Origin of the sequence: Promicromonospora soli, assembly GCF_014653785.1 — a bacterium.
In the GTDB taxonomy this organism is placed as follows: domain Bacteria; phylum Actinomycetota; class Actinomycetes; order Actinomycetales; family Cellulomonadaceae; genus Promicromonospora; species Promicromonospora soli.
Genome location: NZ_BNAS01000001.1, coordinates 1164547 through 1183484, shown reverse-complemented (window position 1 = coordinate 1183484; position 18938 = coordinate 1164547). Strand labels below are relative to the sequence as shown.

The window sequence follows — 18938 nt, the reverse complement described above, 5'->3', positions numbered from 1 at the left end:
CTGGTGACAAGGGACTGGTCTGGGGCATGCGGCGGCGTGCGGGGAGGGCCGCGGCACTCCCCTCCTTGAGCGGAGAGGCGCTCGAAGGGCGCCCCGTCGGAGGGATGGGCCATGCCGATGACCTTGCGATGGCGAAAGTTGAGGAGTGACGTCGATCGGGAGCGTCGAGGCTGTGCACCGTCAGTCGGTGCCCGTGACCGTGGTGCCGCCGCGGACGACGGTGTAGGTGACCTTGTCACCGCTCCGGAAGTGGAACGTGAGCTGCTGCTCCAGAGCGCGATGTACTGCGCGTCCACTTCCCGACTGCTCCTCGGCCTTCTTCAGTGGTACGGCCGATCCGGGGACGGCGACGCTCACGGTGAGCGCCACACCGGCGGCCAGAGCGGAAAAATCTTCAAGGTCGGTCTCTTCATCGAGATGTCCTTCGACGCGCACTGTGGTCTCGCGCTTCGGAAAACGTCGAAGCGCTTCGATCATCGAAGCGGCGAAGTGAGACACTGTCAACCCTTGCGTCATGTCAAACTGCCCCTGTGGCTAGGCGAAACGCTTCGACTCATGGCACTTTGCCGTGGGGTCAGAAGGTTGCGGCGGCCGCGCGCGTCCCCCGGACTCCCGGGAGAAGTGTGTGTTTGACCTGGTCCCGCCACTCGGTGGCCGACCTCAGCTGCTCCGCGCTGCGGGTGGGCGAGCGGCCCGCAGCACCTGCCGCTCCGCCAGGGTCAGGTCGCGGAACGTGCCAGGACGTCTCGGTCTTCGTCGTGGCGCGTGCTCGATCCGACGTACCCGGCGACGAAGCGCTTCCTCGCGTCCAGCGGCCGGCCGGTGTTCGATGCCGCTATCTGCCTGTGGACTGGCAGCACCTGCCCTTGAGAACCTGTCGGACCGCGAAGAGCGAGCGGAGGCGGGCCCTGACCAGCACCAGGACCGGCCTCCGCTCGGTTTACCCCAGGATCAGGGCCGGATCGTAGGAACGAAGTTGTTCAGGAGGAACTTGCCCTTCTTGCCCGGGGGCAGCTCGCCCATGAACCGAGTGACGACGCCAGTGCGCTCCGACTCGACGAAGACCTGGAAGTCGATCGTCTTGACCGAAGCGTCAGCCCAGTGCCCGGTCTGCGCGGCCACGAGCACAGCCTCCGAGGCGCCCTCGACCTCGATGTACGAGGCGTAGAAGCCGAGCTCGTTCAGCTCCTCCGGGTCCGGCATCTCCTGGTTCACAAAGGGCGACTGAACGAGGATTCGCCAGTGCAGGTCGCCGAACTCGTCGGAGATGATGACCTTGCGGGACTCCCACTCGTGGCCTTTGCCGCCGTCGCCCACGATCTTGTGACCGGTCCACTTGGCCGGAATCTTGTAGCCGACGCCGTTGGTCTTGGTCCTCTGCCAGTTGTCGGTCGCGCCCGGGGTGGGGTCACCGAGGTTGACCGGGGTCCCGACCGGATCGCAGTCGGACGGACCCGCGGCCTGGCTGGGGGAGTGCGCGGACGTGGCCGCGCAGGCCACCGACGCGGGGCCGGCGACGGCGGTCGTCGTCGTGCCCGCCGTGAGGCCCACCACGAGGCCTGCCAGCAGAACCATCGAACCTATCTTTGCGTGTGTGTTTCGCATGACTCCTAAGACGCACCGGTCGGCTGGATGGTTGTGCCTATCCCGAAAGTTGTGAGACGTTCAAGCAGGTCGGATGCTGTTTCTGGCTGTTCCACAGGGCCTCTGGCGGCGGGGCACAGACGCGCCCCAGGTCGTGTTGGAGCGGTTCGAGACGAAGTAGTCGCTGGCCCAGCGCCCGTCGCGCAGCTTGTCCACACCGGGTGCGTCATGGACCGCCGAAGCCTTGGCGTTGGCCTCCTGTGTGGGCTACCGGTGAGGCGCTCGGCCACATCCGCTCGGGTGCTTGTAGTGGTCCACCCGCACGCATTCGGTGATGACCACGGCACCGTCGGACTCGTGGCATGGCTATTCCAGCGCGGAGCAGCTCAGCGACGATGTCTGAGAGCGCGTCGTGGGCCTGTACTGCGGGATGTCAACCGGGTGGAGTGTGATTCACGTGGCTGGGAGGCATCCGTAGCCTTGAGGCATGTTCGTACGCGAGGGGGTCGCTGATGGCTGGTCTGTGGGGTAGGAAGTCTCGCGCAAAGAGCTTGAAGCGGGGCACGTGGGGAAGTACGACGAAGGGTCGTAGCAAGAACCTGGCCAAGCGATTGTGGGGGAGCAGCAAGGGCCGCAAGCGCGGCCTGTGGTGAACCCAGGCGGAGGGCTTCGCGTTCCGGGGCGTGTGGTTCCGGGTCGAGCCTCGGGCAAGGAAAGGGCCGGGCTCGTGGCACGAGCCCGGCCCTGCACCGTCTAGGAACGAGGAAAGCGCGGCGGCTAGGCTTTTGACAGGAGTGAGAAGGAAGTCGCCGCATGGCCTCGTCCGGGTGACACCCTAGCCGTTACGCCGGGACGAGGTCGAGGAGATTCTGAGGCGTGATGATCCGGGAACCCGCTGGGAGGTTCTCGGGTGCGGCGAACCCGATGTACGTGACAGGGCGGCCATCCTGGGGGGCCTCTTCGCGGACGTCGACCCCGTCAGCCCGGAGCAGGGAGACGAGGTACCGGACGGTGAGGAACCGATGGGCGGCGATGTCGCGGACGAGGGTCGTGGTGGTGACGCGGTGGCCCTCGACGGTGTTGAACCCGGAGCGTCCCTTCGGGTTCAAATGCAGCCAGAGCGCCTCCCAGCCGTCGTCGTCCCGGAGGAAGGCGAGCGGGATGGTGACGCGACCGAAGCCGGTCAGGTCGGACTTAGCGCGGACGGTGGCCGGCTCGAACGGGAGCCCTCGCTGGGCGAGATCACGGGTCATGAATCCGAAGAAGGCCTCGGCTGTCTCGTCGAACCGTTCGCCCGCATACACGTGGACCTGAGGTACGACAACATCCCGCCGGACGTTTGGGGTCTCCACGTCGATGAACTCGGTGGCGCCGCCGGGGGCTTCGGTCAGGTCGCCGGAATGCACGAAGCCGCCACTGCGGAGCCGGGTCCAGGAGACGTGATCGGACCTGGTGAAATCCGCGTCGAGCAGTAGGCACGAGAGGTCGAGATCGGTTCGCCGGTCATTCTGGCGCCAGTGGACGAAGAACCGCAGCAGCTCACCTGTCACCCGTGTGCGAGACCCGCGTGGGAGGATGCCCGTTCCGCCGGGCCGGGCCCGCCCCGACAGAGGAAGGGCCACGTCGAGGAAGTCCGGGTCGACGACGAGGACATCCGGCTGCGGGAGCCGGCGCAGGACCTCGGCATCGCAAGCGTCGACGAGGGGTTCGAGGGCTTCCGCAGGTAGCGGCGCGCGGTTGTCCGCGCCGGCCCAGGCGCCACCGATGCGGTTGACGAAGACCCTCCGGTCGGAGCCGGCCGCGCGGCGGTTCTCCAGGTGCTGGCGCAGCGAGAGCAGCACACGCCCGGACACACCGGGCAGAGCTTCCTCGACCGCACGGAGAACGGCCGCGGCGTCGGCGTCGTCGGCGGCGGTGCGCAGCAGATGGTCGACACGCCGGACAAGGGCACCGGGCGCCGCCGAGAGCAGGCGCGTCGCTTCAGCGCGCTCGCCTGTCGCGAGAGCGCGTTCGACCCGTGCGGAGAACGACGACGCATCCTCGTCACCACGGGCGACGGCGAAAACCCGGCCAGCGTTCGGCAGGCCACGGTGCTCGTGCGGGTGCAGGCGCTCGCCCAGCCGCTTCCACGCCTCGCGGTGCATGGCGACGTCGCCGAGCTTGGCTGGGGACGACGCGACGATGCCGTCAAGGGTGCGGAGCAGGAGACGCCGGGTCGCCCTGGGAAAGGAGCGGAACCGGGTCGAGGCCTCCAGGGTGACGTCGCCGTCGGACAGTGCGCATGCCAACCGCAGCACGTCGGTCACGGTGTCGGCCTGCGGCTCACGCCCGGTCGCGACGTGCACCGCGTTGACGATTGCGCGGCTCGCGCGCATCGGCACCGACTCGGGCTGCGACATCGAGTTGCAGTGCTCGGCCAGAATCGCGAGCGCCACCAGGTCGTCGTCCGACAGCGGTGTGGTGCTGCCGGCAAGCACAAGGTAGAGCCGGTGGGCCTCCTCGTCGAGGGTGCCGCCGAGATCGAGGACAGTGCACCGGTCGGTGACCGCCGGGAGGAACTCTTCGTGTGCGGCGACCATCTCCGCGTAGGTGTGCTGGTACCGCCCGTACTTGCGAAGCGCCAGGAGGTTCACCTTCTGACGTGCGAAGATCTCGGCCGCGCGGTCCGCGTAGTCGGTGTCCTTCAGCGCGTCCTTGAGGCAGGAGACCCAGAACTCGAGGGTGTCGGGCACGTTCTTCGGGAAGTCCCGGAAGTATGCGTTGTGCTCGACGTGCGCGCCCACCGACTCCCGCACCACCGCGAGCGCCTGGACGGCCACTAGCTTGGCGTCCCGCGGGGCGAGTCCACCGAGATGACGCAGGAGACGGTCCGAGGCCTTGAAGCCGACGGCGAGGAGCGCGACATCGAACCGCCGCGCGATCGACGAGCCGTCGCCGGTCGACCCCTCCGTCACTGGGACGCGCCAGCTCTTGCGGACGATCAGGTCGTGAGTCTTCTGCGACATGTCACGAATGGTGGCACGGGACAACCGAGCGGTCGGACCGAGTTCGGGGGTGGTCTAGCCCGCGGCGGCCACGGCACGAGCGATGTTGTCGATGTCGGCTGGGCGTACTCGGCAGCATCCGCCCACGATCCGTGCCCCGTCGGCGACCCACTGTCGCGCTTGCTGCGCGGAGTGCTGCGACGTGCCCACCCAGGTGCGCTGCTGGGCGTCCCAGTCCTCGCCGCTGTTCGGGTAGACGATCACCGGCTTCCCGGTGACGTCGCGGGCGGTGGCGATCGCGGCCGACACGTCGGACGGGGCGCAGCAGTTGACGCCCACCGCAACGACCTCGGGCACATCCCGTGCGAGTGCGAAGGCCTCGGCCAGCGGTTGCCCGGCGCGTGTGCGGTCGCCGTCGATGGTGTATGTGAGCCACACGGGGATGCCGATCCCGGAGATCACGGTCATGAGCGCTTCGGCCTCGTCCATGTCCGGGATGGTTTCGAGCGCAAGCAGGTCCGGCCCCGCGTCGGCCAGCACTTCAAGGCGGGGTCGATGCCACGCCGCCAGGTCGGCCATGCTCAGCCCGTATCGGCCTCGGTATTCCGATCCGTCGGCCAGCGCCGCACCATAGGGGCCGACCGACGCCGCCACCCAGCGCTCCCGCCCGTCCCCGGCCATCTCATCGCGAGCCGCCTGGGCCAGTTCGACACTGCGCCGCAGCAGCCGCACGGCCTCGTCCCGACCGATGCCGCGCGCCTCGAACGCGTCGAACGACGCCTGGTAGCTCGCCGTCGTCGCGATCACCGCTCCAGCCCGGAAGAACGCCAGGTGAGCGGCCTTGATCTCGCCGGGGGCGTCGACCAGCAACCGCGCCGACCACAGATGGTCCGAGAGATCATGCCCGCGCGCCTCAAGCTCGGTCGCCAGGCCGCCATCGGTGATCAGTACAGGTCCGTTCGGTTCGGGGAACACCACGACGTGACTCTAATCCCCGCGCGCTTCGAGGTGTCGACGGTCGTCGTCGATGTGTCGCGAACCGAGGATCCGGGCTGGTCCAGGCGTTTGCTCCGGGCTGGATCCGGGGCGCGGCGGGTCCGGCTCGCGATCGCGCAGTGGCGGTAGGGTCGGCAGCGAACTGGTGGTACGGGGGGCATGGGCGAGGAGTAGGCGTGGGCCTTTTTGGCAACCGCAAGCGAGAACCGAGCGACGGCGTGGGGATCGACGAGTTTTGGCGGTGGTGGGACAGCGCTGCTGAGGAGCTCGCCGAGGCGGTGCCGGCTGGCCGGCTCGCGGAACATGTCGATGCGGTCAGCGAGCGTGTGAAAGCGATCCATCCGGAGCTGGCATGGGAGTTCGGCCGGGGCATCCACAGCGAGCACCAGTTGACCGTGACCGCCGCCGGAAACCCTGCGCTTCGGCGGATCGCACGGCGGTGGATGCGCTCGGCGCCGCCGTCGGACCGGACGTGGTCGTACTACGACATGCGGCTTCCGAGTTCGCTGGACGCAGTGCTGAGGATCGGGGACGCGGAAGTAGCGTTCTCCGATGTGCGCGTGGTCGCCGAGCAGCGCGCGACCGGCCTGGACGTGACGGTGCACCACCCGGTATTTGCCTCGGTTCCCGCCGAGGTGTGCGGCCAGATCGCGTTCCTGTGCTTGGACACGGCTCTGGGCGAGGAGGCGACTGAGCTGTGGATCGGGGAGATCGACTGGTCCGTGGGGGACCCTGCCGGGAGTCGTCCGCTCGCAGAGCTTCCGGTGATGCTGGCCCCGGTGACGCAGGAGTACGCCCGGGACGGGAAGATGGGCTGGCTCCTGGCCGACGCTCGGACGCCGCACGGCCCGATGCTGGTGCGGTGCCTGAACCGCCTGTCGCCCGTGCAGGCTCCGGATCTCGACCAGCATGTCGCGATCACGGCGGAGTTCCGCGCCGCGACGTCGGCGGGCATGCCAGGACCAGGCGACGAGAACGACCTGGCCAACCTGGAGAGGAGCTTGGACGCGGTCCTGGAGGGCGTGGGGCAGGTGGTCGCGGTTCAGACTGGTGGCGGCAGCCGGACTTTCCACTGCTACGTCGACTCCACGACCAGCGGTGCCGACGAGCTCAAGAAAGCGGCGAGAAGTTCCGCCGGGGCTCGAGTGCGGATGCACGCACGGCTCGATCCGTCGTGGGAGGCCGTAAAGCCGTTTCGCGTGTGATGGTCGATCCGAGCTGTAGCGGCTCGGGGTACAAAGCCCAGGCCGTCCACGCTGAATTCATCGGTGAGTCTCGCAGTAGGCGATGTGAAGCCTGGTGGGCGGATTGCGGCGGTCGTTTTCCCAGGTTCGTCCGAGGTTGATCTCGGCGCAGCAGTGGGCGTCCGGCGTCTGGGCCAGGTGCGCCGGGCAGTCCTCGGCAAGCCCGCGCACCTGGTTGGAGGCCAGCTCGAACGCGGGGCGACTACCGATCACGAACAGCGTGTCCGCGGCGGTCTCCCACAGCAGGTGATCGCGGAACCCTTGGTGCCATCGGCGGCCATGGTCCGATGGAGTGATCTCGGGGAATGGCTGTGCGGGCAACCGCACTGTGTGCGGGGTCCACGAAGTTGTGCGGGCGCGAAGTTCTCTCCACTGCGTCACCGGGAATCGCAGGCTGTGGTGCAGCAGCACAAGGTCAGAGGGCCGCCCCTCCATCCACGACCCGCACTCGCTGGTGGCTTGACGCAGGGGGAGATGGATCAGGCTGTTCGGGGAGCGGGCGGCGAGCCACCATGCGCACGCGATGTCGAACGCCGCGGCCTTGTCCACAACTAACTGCGCGGCTCCCCGCCCGGCGCCGTCGTACAGCGGGGCGTGGGCTTTCGGGGATGCCGGCCGGAGTACCCGGTACGACTTGCCGCCCAGCGCGACCGTGCTGACCAGGGTGCGCCACCTCTGTTCGGCGAGCTTCATGCATCGCCTCGCAGCCAGTCCTCAAGGTCGGCGAGGGCGCCAGGCGCACGTGAGAGCACGGCGGCGGCACCGTCTGAGAGACGGTCGGCGATCTCGGCGGTGGCTTGCACGCCGCACATGATGTCAGCGGTCGAGAGCGGCGGCCGAACGAATAACGCCATGATCGCGGGGCTTCGGGTCGCCGAGGTTGATACGCAGGCCGCGCCGCGCGGTCACACAGGCGCGTCGTGTAATGAGCGAACCACTGGGCGCGCTGGGCAACGAGCTTCTTGTCCATGAGGCTCGGGTCGTCGTCCGCGCCGCGATACACGGCCATCAGCTTCCAGCTCCGGCGCTCGGCAGGAGGTCGATGTCGACGAGGTAGCCGAATAGCTTGTGATCGCGGCGCCTGCCCTCCTTACTGTTCACTCGCTGCACGGAATTGACGGCTCCCGGTGGCATACACATGGACGGCTTCCGGGGCCGCGGCTCGATCCTTCTCGGCGGCGGATCTAAGCATTGGCGCAGTGTGCCCCGCCCTGTCCGTTAACGGCTTGGGGCACGTTGCGCAGGTCGACGATCAGGGCCGTCACGTTGCCGTTGGCGTCGCGCACGATCTCGTCCACGAACCCGGTCGCGATGAGAGCGCGGAAGTCGGACTGATCAAACGCCAGGGGCTCGGGGAACGTGACGGTGGCGAACGGGGGCGACACTGTGATCATGTCGCCGACGAAACCCTCAGGCGTCTGCCCGGCCGGGTCACCGATCGAGGTGTTCGCCCGCGCTGCGGCGGCGGCACAGTTCACCGACTGGATGATCGGGTGAATCGTCGCCTGTGCGGGGGCGGTGAAGGTGGTCAGCAGCGCAACGCTCGCCACCACGGGGACTGCCAAGCGGACCCCTAAACGCGTCTTCGACATTCTCTTCATGGCTCGGCCTCCTTGCCGTCGGGCGCGAGGATGCAGCCGCGGACGGGCATTGATCGAAGAGCCTCGCGTCCTTGACCTATTTTCTACCTTCAGCCGAAGACAAGCATCGTTATCTGGGGATGAACCGCCGGTCAAACTTGACCCGCACATGCAAAGCGCCGAGCCCAGGACGATGCTGAGGGCATGACGACCGACCGTGACGACTTCCTAACCTGGGTCAGCTCCGCGCTGTACGAAGCGGAGGTCGCTCTGCACAACGGCGACGCGGCTCCACGCCGGGCGCTGTGGTCCAGCAAGGAGCCCGTAAGCATCCTGGGTGCGTTGCGGAACGCGTACGGGCAGCAGGAGGTCGAAGAGACCTTCGCCTTCCTGGAGAGGAGCTTCTCTGACTGCACGTCTTACACGTTCGAATTGCAGGCGTATGACGTGCTCGGAGATATGGCCTATACCGTCGGCATGGAGCACACGTCGGTCTCCATGGACGGCGAGCCGCGCGATTACACCTTGCGCGCCACCCAGGTGTATCGCCGCGAGGGTGGCGATTGGAAGGTAGCCCACAGGCATGCCGACATCGTGAACGAGTGACGGCGCCAGACCCGACACTCGCCGGCGGAGACCTGGATCCGCAGATCCAGGTCCCCGACGGTCTCGTTCTTGTCAGTGTGCTCCGGTCAGCTGATCGCCCACTGCTGGGCGTTGTTGCCGTTGCAGGTCCAGAGCCTGACCTCGGCGCCGGGTTGCGTGCCCAGGTTGAAGTTGTCCAGGCACAGCCCGCTGTACCGGTTCTTGATCGTGCTCTGCCCGTTTCCGGCGTCGGCGATCTGCCACTGCTGGACGGTTGCGGTGTTGCAGGTCCACTGCCGGACTTCCGCGCCGGGCTCGGTGCCCCACTCGTAGTCGTCGAGGCACAGACCGGAGTACCGGTTCTTGATCTGGTAGTAGCCCTCGCCGTAGTAGTCGAGGTACCAGTCCTGCACCGCGTACGTGTTGCAGGTCCACTGGCGAACCTCGGCGCCGGGCACCGTGCCCCACTCGAAGTCGTCGAGGCAGAGGCCCGAGTGCCGGTTCTTGATGGACTGACCGTTCGTGGCGCCGTCCTCCCCGGACGGTCCGGGCAGGACCGTGGACAGGGCAACGGGCACGCCGAGGTTGGGCGTGCCGTTGGAGTTCCAGGAGATCTTCTGGACCCGGGTTCGCCTCGTGGTGCCGCACCCGTCCGACGCCGAGGAGTTCGCGTGATAGGCGATCCAGGTCTCCTTGCCGTCGGGCGACTTGAAGAACGTGTGGTGGGCCGGGCCGTACACCCCGTTGGCGTCGCTGCGCTGGAAGATCGGCTGCGAGTGCTTGGTCCAGCTGCTCTGGGACAGCGGGTTGGTGCCCGTGTACTCGAGCATCCCGATCTTGTAGTTGGGTCCCCAGCACGCGCTGGCCGAGTAGGTGATGAACGTCTTGCCGTCCCGCTGGAGCGCGGTGGGACCCTCGTTGACCGCGCCCTCCTGGGTCTCCCACGCCAGGGTGGGGGAGGAGATGCGCGTCCCGTGGGCCGACACCGTCCAGGGGTTGCTCATCGGGGCTATGAAGTTGGACTGGAGACCGTCGGCGGCGAACGCCGAGAACATGAAGTAGTTGCTGCCGTTGAGCTTCAGGACGCTGCCGTCGATCGCCCAGCCGCCGTTGGGCATCAGGCCCAGCACACCCTTGTACGTGTAGGGCCCCATCGGGTCGTTGCCGGCGCTCTCGAGGACGTGCGTCTGGCGAGCGCCGCCGGCCGAGGAGCTGGGCTCGGCGGAGTAGTAGAGGTACCAGCGGAGGCCGTTCGGCCCATTGAGCTGGACGAGCTCCGGCGCCCACATCGTGCAGCAGCCGCTCGGGGCGGTGAGGCGGAAGACGACTTGCTCGGGCGCGGCACCCAGGCCTTCCAGGGTCGACGAGCTCCGCATGACGACGGTGGAGTTCCAGGTCGTGGCCGCGTAGTAGTAGCGGCCGTCGTGTACTCCGAGCCACGGGTCGGCGCTGATCGGCGAGTTGACGAGCGGGTTCGTGACGTCGGTCCCGGTGACGGCCCGAGCTGTCGGCGGGCTGAACGTGGTCATGGTCAGAACCAGGGCGAGGGTGAGCAGGGCCATGAACCAGCGGGGTTTGCTCAGTGTGCGGGCGGGGTACACGATCGCTCCTTTGCGGTCGGATGACAGGTCAGCGCCCTCCGTGATGCCGGAGCGTGAGCGCGAAAGTGGAGTCGCTCCAGGGATCCGCGTCCCGATGTGAGCGGTAACATCGCAATGGTGCCCTGAGCCCTTTACTTGGTCAAGAGGGACATATCGCCCAGCCCGCAACCTGCGGCTCGGTCGGACTCGGGGCGGCGTCCTGTGACGGCCTTGACGCGCGTGTCGCTGCTCCCCTACGTTTCGACCACGCTTTGAAACGTATCAATCACGATCCGAACCCTGCAACGGTGCATGGAAGGCAATCTGATGATCATTCCCGCCACGGTGTGGCCCCCGGCGATGACATGGCGGCGGCTGGCCGCTCTCGCCACCTGTCTTGCGATATCAGTGGGAGGCATGATGCTTCCCAGCTCGGCCGAAGGGGCCCAGGCAGAGGTGGCAGCTCTGATCACGGTCGCGGGGCTGACGACAAACGGGCGCGTCAACCCGCTGGGCATCGGAGGACAAGACCCCGTTCTGGGATGGGCCTCGTCCTCGTCCCGACGGGGGGTCACGCAGTCGGCCTACGAGGTCCAGGTCGGTTCCTCCGCCGGTGCGTCCAACGTCTGGAGCACCGGGAAGGTGCTCTCGTCGCGTCAGGTCGACGTCGAGTACGGCGGTCCTCAGCTGACGGCCGGCACGCGGTACCACTGGCGGGTGCGGGTCTGGGACGACCAGGGCACGGCCAGTGACTGGAGCGCACCGGCCTGGTTCGAGACCGGTCTGCTGTCGGCCGGCGACTGGGGGAGTGCCGAATGGGTCGGCAAGCCGGCCCCGTCGTACGAGCACTGGACCGACTACACGGCGACCACGCGGTTCAGGCTCAACAGCGCTGCCTTCGGCGTGTTCCTCCGGGCGCAGAACATCAGCAACACCTACATGTGGCAGGTCAACGTCAGCTCTGGTGTACCCCTGCTGCGGCCACACCTTCGAGTGAACGGCGCCTACAGCCTCCTCGGTGAGGTCGACCTGCGACCGTTCGGGTTCACCGCCGCCGGACTGCTGGCCGGCGAGCACGACCTGTCCTTCCGGCTGGCCGGGAACACGATCGAGACGACGCTGGACGGCAAGATCGTCGACACGCGTGCGGCGACGAGCTTCAGCTGGGGCCGGGTCGGGATCCGCACCTTCGGGACCGAGTCGGTGACCATCAGCTCCCTGAAGGTGACCAAGGCCGATGGCACCGTGCTGGCCAACCCTGACTTCGGAAGCAACCCGCTCAGCGCCGGCTCGTTCGCCGGCCGTCAGGTCACCGTGAACCAGACCACCGACGCCATGCTCAAGGGACCTGAGGAATCCTTGCCGCTGCTGCGCAAGGAGTTCGTGACCTCGGCGGGAAAGACGCTCAGGAGTGCGCGTCTCTACGCTTCGGCCCACGGCATCTACGAGCTCTCGATCAACGGCGACAAGGTCGGCGACCAGTTCCTGGCACCGGGCTACACCGAGTACGCGAAGCGGATCCAGTCCCAGACCTACGACGTGACCGGCCTCGTCAATGAAGGCACCAACGGACTCGGTGGCGCACTGGGCGAGGGCTGGTGGGCCGGCAAGATCGGCCTGGACGGCAAGGGCCAGTACGGCACCAACCTGGACCTCGTCGCTCGTCTGAGGCTCACCTACACCGATGGCAGCGTGCAGTGGGTCGACACGAACTCGAGCTGGAAGTGGGCTCCGAGCCCGTTCGTGGCTACTGACAACCAGCTGGGTGAGACCTACTCCGCCGCACTGGAGCAACCGGGCTGGGACAAGGCGGGGTTCGACGACGCGGCCTGGAAGCCGGTGACGGCGCGGACCTCCGACGCCGCGAAGCTGTCGCCGCAGCCCGACGAGCCCGTCCGCCAGACCGACCTGCTCAGCACCGTCAAGGTCACCGAGCCGGTCGCGGATGTGAAGATCTACGACCTCGGCCAGAACATGGTCGGCGTCCCGCGGGTCACGATCACGGGCAAGGCCGGCGAGACCGTCCGGCTCCGGCACGCCGAGGTGCTCAACCCCGACGGCACGATGTACACCGCCAACCTCCGCGCGGCTCTGGCCACCGACTACTACACGTTCGCCGAGGACGGCACGATCACCTATCAGCCGACGTTCACCCAGCACGGCTTCCGCTACATCGAGATCACTGGCCTCGCACAGGCACCGGCAGCCACCGACGTCAAGGGTGTGGTGCTGGGATCCGACCTCCCACGGGTGGGCTACCTCGAGACCTCGAGCTCGATGCTCAACCAGCTGCACAGCAACGTCACCTGGGGTGCCAGGGGCAACTTCCTGTCCATCCCGACCGACACTCCCGCTCGCGACGAGCGGCTCGGCTGGACCGGTGACATCAGCATCTTCGCGCCGACGGCGAGCTACCTGAGCGACACCCGGGGCTTCCTGAGCAAGTGGATGACCGACGTACGGGACGAGCAGCTTGCCAACGGCGGGGTGCCGTCGGTCGTCCCGTCGACCAACGGCGCCTTCGGCCAGAGCGCCGTGGGCTGGGAGGACGCGATCATCACCGTGCCGCACGCGGTCTGGAACGCCACCGGCGACGCTCAGATCGTCCGGGACAACTACGCGGCGATGAAGAAGTTCTTCGACTATGCCCGGGCCAGCGCCGGTACGGACAACCTGGAGACAGGCCGGTTGTGGTTCTTCACCAACGACTGGCTGCACCTGGACGACCCGACCAACCAGGGTGTGCTCGGCACCGCGATCTGGGCACAGGACGTCAAGATGATGTCCGAGATGGCCGCCGCGATCGGCCGCGACGCGGAGGCGGCCGAGTACGCCAGCCTCTACGAGGCCGTCCGTCAGTCCTTCACCAACGCGTATGTCGCGTCCGACGGCACCGTGCTGGGGAACTCCCAGACCGGCTACGCGCTCGCGCTGGGTCAGCAGCTGATCACCGACCCGGGCCGTGAGCGCAAGGCGGTGGAGAAGTTCGTGGCGAAGCTGGCACAGACCGGCTACCACCTGCGCACCGGCTTCATCGGCACCCCGTGGTTGCTGCCCGCGCTGACCAACATCGGCCGGGACGACCTCGCCTACACGATGCTCCAGCACAAGGACTACCCGTCCTGGGGATACGAGATCGAGAAGGGCGCGACCACGATCTGGGAGCGCTGGAACTCGATCATGCCCGACGGCTCCTTCGGCCCCGTGGACATGAACTCCTTCAACCACTACGCCTATGGCGCCGTGGCGGACTGGATGCACCAGAACATCGGCGGCATCAGGATCGGCGAGCCGGGCTACCGCAAGAGCATCATCGAGCCCCACGTCGAAGGTGGCGTGACCTCGGCGAAGGGCGCGCTGCAGACGGTCTACGGCGAGCTGTCCAACTCGTGGCGGAAGACCGCAGACGGTCTGACCATGACCGTGACCGTGCCGGTGAACACGACCGCGCAAGTGCGCATACCCTCGGATCACCCCATCCAGGTCACCGAGTCCGGCAAGCCACTCGCGGTCAGGAACGGCATCCAGACTTTTCGCTACGACGACCAGGAGTCGAGGACGGTCGTCACCGTGGGGTCGGGCACCTACTCGTTCAGGGCAGCCGCCATCTCAGTGCCCCCGACGGAATCCGCCGTCGACCACGTCGACTTCGGCGAGTCGGTCTCGGAGAGCGCCCACGCGGTCGCGGGCTCGTCGAGCAGCGGCACCAGCGTCGAAGCCGGACTGACCCGCCGCTACGCGCACAACCAGTTCCCGGGCGCCTTCTACACCGCCCGGGTCAAGGTCCCGGCCGGCAAGCCGTTCCTGCTCAGGATGCGCGAGACCTGGCACACCCCTGGGGTCAAGGACTATCAGGTTCTCGTCGACGACACGGTGGTCAAGCACGTGCACATGACCCGCGGTACCGCCGGTCAAGCAGTCACGAGCTACGAGATCCTCGTCGACGAGCCCGCCGCCGTCAGCAACGACGGGACAGTGACGGTCAAGTTCCTCTACCCGACCACCAACGCGGCGTTCGCGTACTACGACCCCTCGATCGCGGACCTGTGGGTCCTCAGCTGACCGGCTCTCGACACCGCCTGACCGTCGAGACGGACGACGGGTCGACCATCAACGCACTCTTCCGGCCGCGGTAGCAGCGGCCGGAGGGGCGTGCCAAAACGGCAAAACTGGTGTGTCGGCCGGGCATCGTGCGCAAGGATGACGGGCGTGGATCCGAGAGCCGACGCCGCCGCCCTGGTCGCCGACCGTTACCCGGAGGCAAGGTGGGCGCTGCTGGCCGGCAGCGTGCTCGATCCAGGTTCCCGGACGGCGGGGTCGGACCTGGACATCGTGGTGTGCGTGCCGGACGACGCCGTCGGGCATCGCGACGCGCTGCGCTGGCGGGGCTGGCCGGTCGAGCTGTTCGTGAACACCGACGCCGGCCACCGGTGGTTCATCGCGCAGGAGACGGCGCGGAGGAAGCCGACGCTGGTGCGGATGATCGCAACGGGCGTGCCGGTGGCGGGGGAGGCAGACGTCGTCGGGCTGAAGGCGGAGTGCCAGACGCTGCTGGACGCCGGCCCGGGACCGGCGTCGGACACCGCGCTGGAGGATGCCCGGTATGGCGTGACGGACCTGCTGGACGACCTCGCGTACGCACGCGACGGCGGCGAGGCGGATGTCGTTCGGTCGGTCCTCTGGGAGCGGGTCGGGCACCTTGCCCTGGCGGCAGCCGGGCGGTGGGACGGCGGCGGCAAGTGGCTGCTGCGCGAGCTGCGCGCCTGGGATGTCGGGTACGCCGCCCGATGGGTAGCCGCCAGACATGACGACCGGACGATGGTCGCCGTAGCGCGGGCGACGCTGGACGCTGCCGGCGGGCCGCTCTTCGAGGGCTACCTCCGCCAGGCGCCCGTCGTCGACGAGATCCCCGCGACCTCGACCACGCCGTCGGTCGTGGTGCGGCGTGCGGCCCGGGCGATCCTGCTGGACGATGAGGGCCGCCTCGTGGTGATCAAGCGGACCGTTCGCGGGCGTGCGCCGTACTGGGTGACTCCCGGCGGCGGCGTCGAGCCCGAGGACGCCTCGGTCGAGGAAGCGTTGCACCGAGAGCTGTTCGAGGAGCTCGGCGCGACGGCGAAGGTTGTCCGGCAGGTGTTCCTGGCCTCCGGCCCCAAGGATGCCGGGATCGCGGTGCACCACTATTTCCTGGCGCGCGTCGTCTCGATGGATCTGGCGTTGCGTTCCGGCCCGGAGCTCCAGGAACCGACCCGCGGCACCTACGACGTCGAATATGTGGATCTGCGCGACGACGATGCGCTTGCGGGAACCAATCTGGGGCCTGCGTCCTTGAAGGCCTTCATCTGGGCCAACCGTGGCGCACTGCTCGCCGAAGCCAGGATGTCCTGAGCCGCACGACCGGCGCACGGACGGCATCCTGCTCACGGGTGCGCTCCGAGCGCGGCGCCGGTCTCCTCCGCCAGCGCCTGGAGGAGCCGGTCCTGGAAGGCCCTGTCGTGGGTCGCCGCGTGCGGCTCCTGGCGCTGTTGGTGGTACCAGTACCCGCCGGTGGACAGCGCCTCCGGCTCGTCGCTGGTAACGAGCCACTCCTGGGTGCGGTGACCCAGCTCGAGATCGTCCGGGGCGCCAGGCCCACCCATCCGAGTGGGGACCCAGCCCGGGTCGACGGCGTTGCTCAGGACCCCCGGGCGCAGACGGGCCACTGCGGCCGCCAGGGCGGTGACGAACAGCTTGCTGTCGGCATACGAGCCCGCCGTCCGCCCCGACCAGTCGACCCGGTCGACGGAGGGATGGCCGCTGAAGTGCGAGCCGCTGCTCAGGTACACCAGGCGACCGGGGTCCGGCAGCAGGGCCGTGAGGAGGTACGGGGCGACGATGTTGACCGGCATGACGGCCCGGCCGCGCCACACCCCGGCGTTGTGGATGACCGCGTCGAGCGGGGCGGCGTCCGCCAGCTCGGCGGCGACGTCCCGCACGGCCTCCCGGTCGGCTAGGTCGCCCACCACGAGCTGCGCACCCCGGGCGATGAGCGGGCCGATGTGCGCGGCCCGGTCCGCGTTCCGGGCATGCACCACGACCTCGTGCCCCTGCGTCAGGAGTGTCTCGGCCGCGGCGCGGCCCAACCCGTCGACGGAACCGGTGACCAGTATCCGGCTCACGACCGCACCTCGTGCGCACCGTTGTTCATGGGGTCTCACGCTAGACCGCGTCCGCGACGCTGCGGGAGCTGCGTTCGCGGCGTCGCCCGTGGTGGCACAGGATGGACGGCGAGGGACAGGCACCGAGAACACCGGAGGCGACCGTGGGATCCACCAAGTCCGTGACAAACGGCGACGAGGGCACGGTCAAGCACCGGCGCGGGCGTCTGAAGAAGGTCATCAGGCTCGTCTCGCTCGCGCTGACGGCGGCCGCGGTGTTCAAGGAGCTACGCACGCCGGAGGACGAGCGCACCTGGCACGGCAAGGTGGTGTCGGTGGTTCCCTACGACTTCCGCTTCCCGACCATGGCCCGTGTCCGTGAGCGGATGTGGAACCCCGAGGCCGACCATGTCCTCGGCCCGCGCGTGTTCGGGGTGGGCTGGACGGTCAACGCGGGGAAGGTCGTAGCGCTGGTCCGGGGCAGGATGGCAGGGGGCAAGACCGGCGCCTGAAGAGGTCACCGTTCGATCAAGCCGCGCTCAAATTGTGGCGGGCGTCACATGTCGAGAGGTACGGTCACAGTCTGGACCGGATTACCCCACAACGGATCAACCTCTACCGGATCAACGATGATCGGAGACGGACATGACTCCCGCCGGACCCCGGAAGGTGGCCGCGTACATCGGTGCGCTGGCCGGCTTGGGCCTCATCCTGGCCGCCTGTTCCTCGGGCGGCGGCGCTGACCCCGCCGAGTACCCCGAGGACAACATCGAGGTGATCGTGCCGTTCTCGGCGGGCGGCCCCACCGACACCGTGACCCGCATGGTCGCCGAGCCCATGTCCCAGGACCTGGGCGTGCAGATGGTGGTGCAGAACGTGGACGGCGCCGGCGGAACCGTCGGGGCGGGCCAGGCCGCCGCGGCCGAACCCGACGGCTACACGGTGCTCATGCACCACATCGGCATGTCCACGGCGCCCGCGCTCTACCCCGACCTCGCCTACGACCCGGTCGCCGACTTCAAGACGGTGGGCCTTGTCACCGAGGTGCCCATGACGATCATCGCGCGCTCCGACTTCGAGCCCGAGACGTTCGAGGACTTCGTGACCTACGTCCAGGAGAACGCCGACACGGTGACGATGGCGCACGCCGGCGAGGGCTCCGCGTCCAACCTGTGCGGCCTGCTCCTGACGGAAGCCCTCGGCGTCGAGGTCACGGCTGTGCCCTACGACGGCACCGGTCCCGCGATGACCGAGCTCGTGGGCGGCCAGGTCGACTTCATGTGCGACCAGACCACCAACACGACCGGCCAGATCACGGCCGGCAAGGTCAAGGCGTACGCGGTGACGACGCCGGAGCGCATCGAAGCCCTGCCGGACCTGCCCACCACCGCGGAGGCCGGCCAGCCCGACATCCAGGTCACCGTGTGGCACGGCCTGTACGTCCCGGCCGAGACGCCCGACGAGATAGTCGCCACGCTCACCGAATCGCTCCAGGTGGCCTTGGCTGACCAGACGGTCATCGACCAGATGGCCGACCTCGGCACGGCACCCGTGAGCGAAGAGCAGGCCACACCCGAGGCGCACACCGAGCTGCTCGAGGAGCAGATCGGAACCTGGGGCGAGATCATCAGCGCCAGCCAGGGAGGCTGAGATCGGCGTCCTCCGGCCCCGCTCGACGAGCGACCTCGTCGCAGGCCTGATCTTCGTCGGGCTGGGCGCGGCCTTCGCGGTCGGGGCGCTCGGGTACGACCTCGGCTCCCTCCTCGAGATGGGGCCGGGGTACGTGCCGTTCGCCCTGGGCCTGCTGCTCGCCGCCCTGGGCGTAGCCACGGTCGCCAAGGCGTACGTCGCCCCGGACACGGCGCCGGGCGAGGCGCCCCGCGACGCAGGGTCCGACGCGCCCCGCGACGCGGTCCCCGACGACGAGGGCGGCGCACGCAGGGCCGGCACCCAGGACGTGGAACGGCACGACGCCGAAGCACCCGACCCCCGTCCGCTCGCCGGGATCCAGTGGCGTCCTACCGTGGCGGTGGTCGCCGCGGTGGCGTTCTTCGCGCTGACGATCGACGCCCTCGGCCTGATACCCGCGACGTTCGGCACCGGCCTGCTCGCGGCGCTGGCCCGGCCGGGTACAAATCCGCTGCGGGCCCTGATCATCGCCGTCGGCCTGACGCTGGCGAGCTGGGTCGTCTTCGTGGTCCTGCTGCAGCTGCGACTGGACCTGTTCGGCGACTGGCTCGGCGGCTAG

General features: G+C 68.4%; 15 protein-coding genes. 7 read left to right on the top strand and 8 right to left on the bottom strand.

The features are described from left to right. Positions 1-180 precede the first annotated feature (180 nt). From IE250_RS05370 to mmuM, 4 genes are all read right to left on the bottom strand, one after another. A complete protein-coding gene (locus tag IE250_RS05370) occupies positions 181-498 on the bottom strand; it encodes a hypothetical protein (RefSeq protein ID WP_189668164.1) in 318 nt (105 codons plus the stop codon). Positions 499-951: 453 nt separating this feature from the next. Continuing rightward, positions 952-1575 carry a hypothetical protein gene (locus tag IE250_RS05365; RefSeq protein WP_189668163.1) on the bottom strand — a complete coding sequence of 208 codons (624 nt, stop codon included), beginning with the start codon at positions 1573-1575 and terminating at the stop codon, positions 952-954. A gap of 851 nt (positions 1576-2426) precedes the next feature. Then, entirely contained in the window at positions 2427-4589 is a 2163-nt protein-coding gene (locus IE250_RS05360) for a hypothetical protein (protein ID WP_189668162.1), read from the bottom strand. 54 nt (positions 4590-4643) lie between these two features. Next, positions 4644-5546, bottom strand: a complete 903-nt coding sequence (gene mmuM, locus IE250_RS05355) for a homocysteine S-methyltransferase (protein ID WP_189668161.1) — start codon at positions 5544-5546, stop codon at positions 4644-4646. A gap of 194 nt (positions 5547-5740) precedes the next feature. Between mmuM and IE250_RS05350 the strand changes: the two genes are divergently transcribed. Continuing rightward, positions 5741-6769, top strand: a complete 1029-nt coding sequence (locus tag IE250_RS05350; protein WP_189668160.1) for a DUF695 domain-containing protein — start codon at positions 5741-5743, stop codon at positions 6767-6769. Positions 6770-6826: 57 nt separating this feature from the next. On the opposite strand, the gene IE250_RS05345 is transcribed toward IE250_RS05350, so the two are convergent. Then, complete coding sequence (locus tag IE250_RS05345) at positions 6827-7501, bottom strand: hypothetical protein (protein WP_189668159.1); 675 nt, start codon at positions 7499-7501, stop codon at positions 6827-6829. A gap of 491 nt (positions 7502-7992) precedes the next feature. Beyond that, complete coding sequence (locus tag IE250_RS05340) at positions 7993-8409, bottom strand: hypothetical protein (RefSeq protein WP_189668158.1); 417 nt, start codon at positions 8407-8409, stop codon at positions 7993-7995. A 183-nt stretch (positions 8410-8592) separates the two neighbouring features. On the opposite strand from IE250_RS05340, the gene IE250_RS05335 reads away from it, so the two are divergent. Beyond that, positions 8593-8994, top strand: a complete 402-nt coding sequence (locus IE250_RS05335) for a nuclear transport factor 2 family protein (RefSeq protein WP_189668157.1) — start codon at positions 8593-8595, stop codon at positions 8992-8994. Positions 8995-9080: 86 nt separating this feature from the next. Here the strand turns inward: IE250_RS05335 and IE250_RS05330 are convergent, their stop codons facing one another. Next, complete coding sequence (locus tag IE250_RS05330; protein ID WP_189668156.1) at positions 9081-10574, bottom strand: family 43 glycosylhydrolase; 1494 nt, start codon at positions 10572-10574, stop codon at positions 9081-9083. 399 nt (positions 10575-10973) lie between these two features. Between IE250_RS05330 and IE250_RS05325 the strand changes: the two genes are divergently transcribed. Next, positions 10974-14615, top strand: coding sequence for an alpha-L-rhamnosidase (locus tag IE250_RS05325; RefSeq protein WP_189668155.1), 3642 nt, complete (start codon positions 10974-10976; stop codon positions 14613-14615). Positions 14616-14762: 147 nt separating this feature from the next. Further along, entirely contained in the window at positions 14763-15941 is a 1179-nt protein-coding gene (locus IE250_RS24370) for an NUDIX domain-containing protein (protein ID WP_229872142.1), read from the top strand. A 32-nt stretch (positions 15942-15973) separates the two neighbouring features. Here the strand turns inward: IE250_RS24370 and IE250_RS05315 are convergent, their stop codons facing one another. Beyond that, positions 15974-16711 carry an SDR family NAD(P)-dependent oxidoreductase gene (locus IE250_RS05315; RefSeq protein WP_189668154.1) on the bottom strand — a complete coding sequence of 246 codons (738 nt, stop codon included), beginning with the start codon at positions 16709-16711 and terminating at the stop codon, positions 15974-15976. Between the two features lie 143 nt (positions 16712-16854). On the opposite strand from IE250_RS05315, the gene IE250_RS05310 reads away from it, so the two are divergent. From IE250_RS05310 to IE250_RS05300, 3 genes are all read left to right on the top strand, one after another. Further along, positions 16855-17202 carry a DUF5808 domain-containing protein gene (locus IE250_RS05310; RefSeq protein ID WP_189668153.1) on the top strand — a complete coding sequence of 116 codons (348 nt, stop codon included), beginning with the start codon at positions 16855-16857 and terminating at the stop codon, positions 17200-17202. Positions 17203-17335: 133 nt separating this feature from the next. Continuing rightward, positions 17336-18340: a tripartite tricarboxylate transporter substrate-binding protein gene (locus IE250_RS05305; protein WP_189668152.1), complete on the top strand. Its 1005-nt coding sequence runs from the start codon at positions 17336-17338 to the stop codon at positions 18338-18340. A gap of 1 nt (position 18341) precedes the next feature. Further along, positions 18342-18938 carry a tripartite tricarboxylate transporter TctB family protein gene (locus IE250_RS05300; protein ID WP_189668358.1) on the top strand — a complete coding sequence of 199 codons (597 nt, stop codon included), beginning with the start codon at positions 18342-18344 and terminating at the stop codon, positions 18936-18938.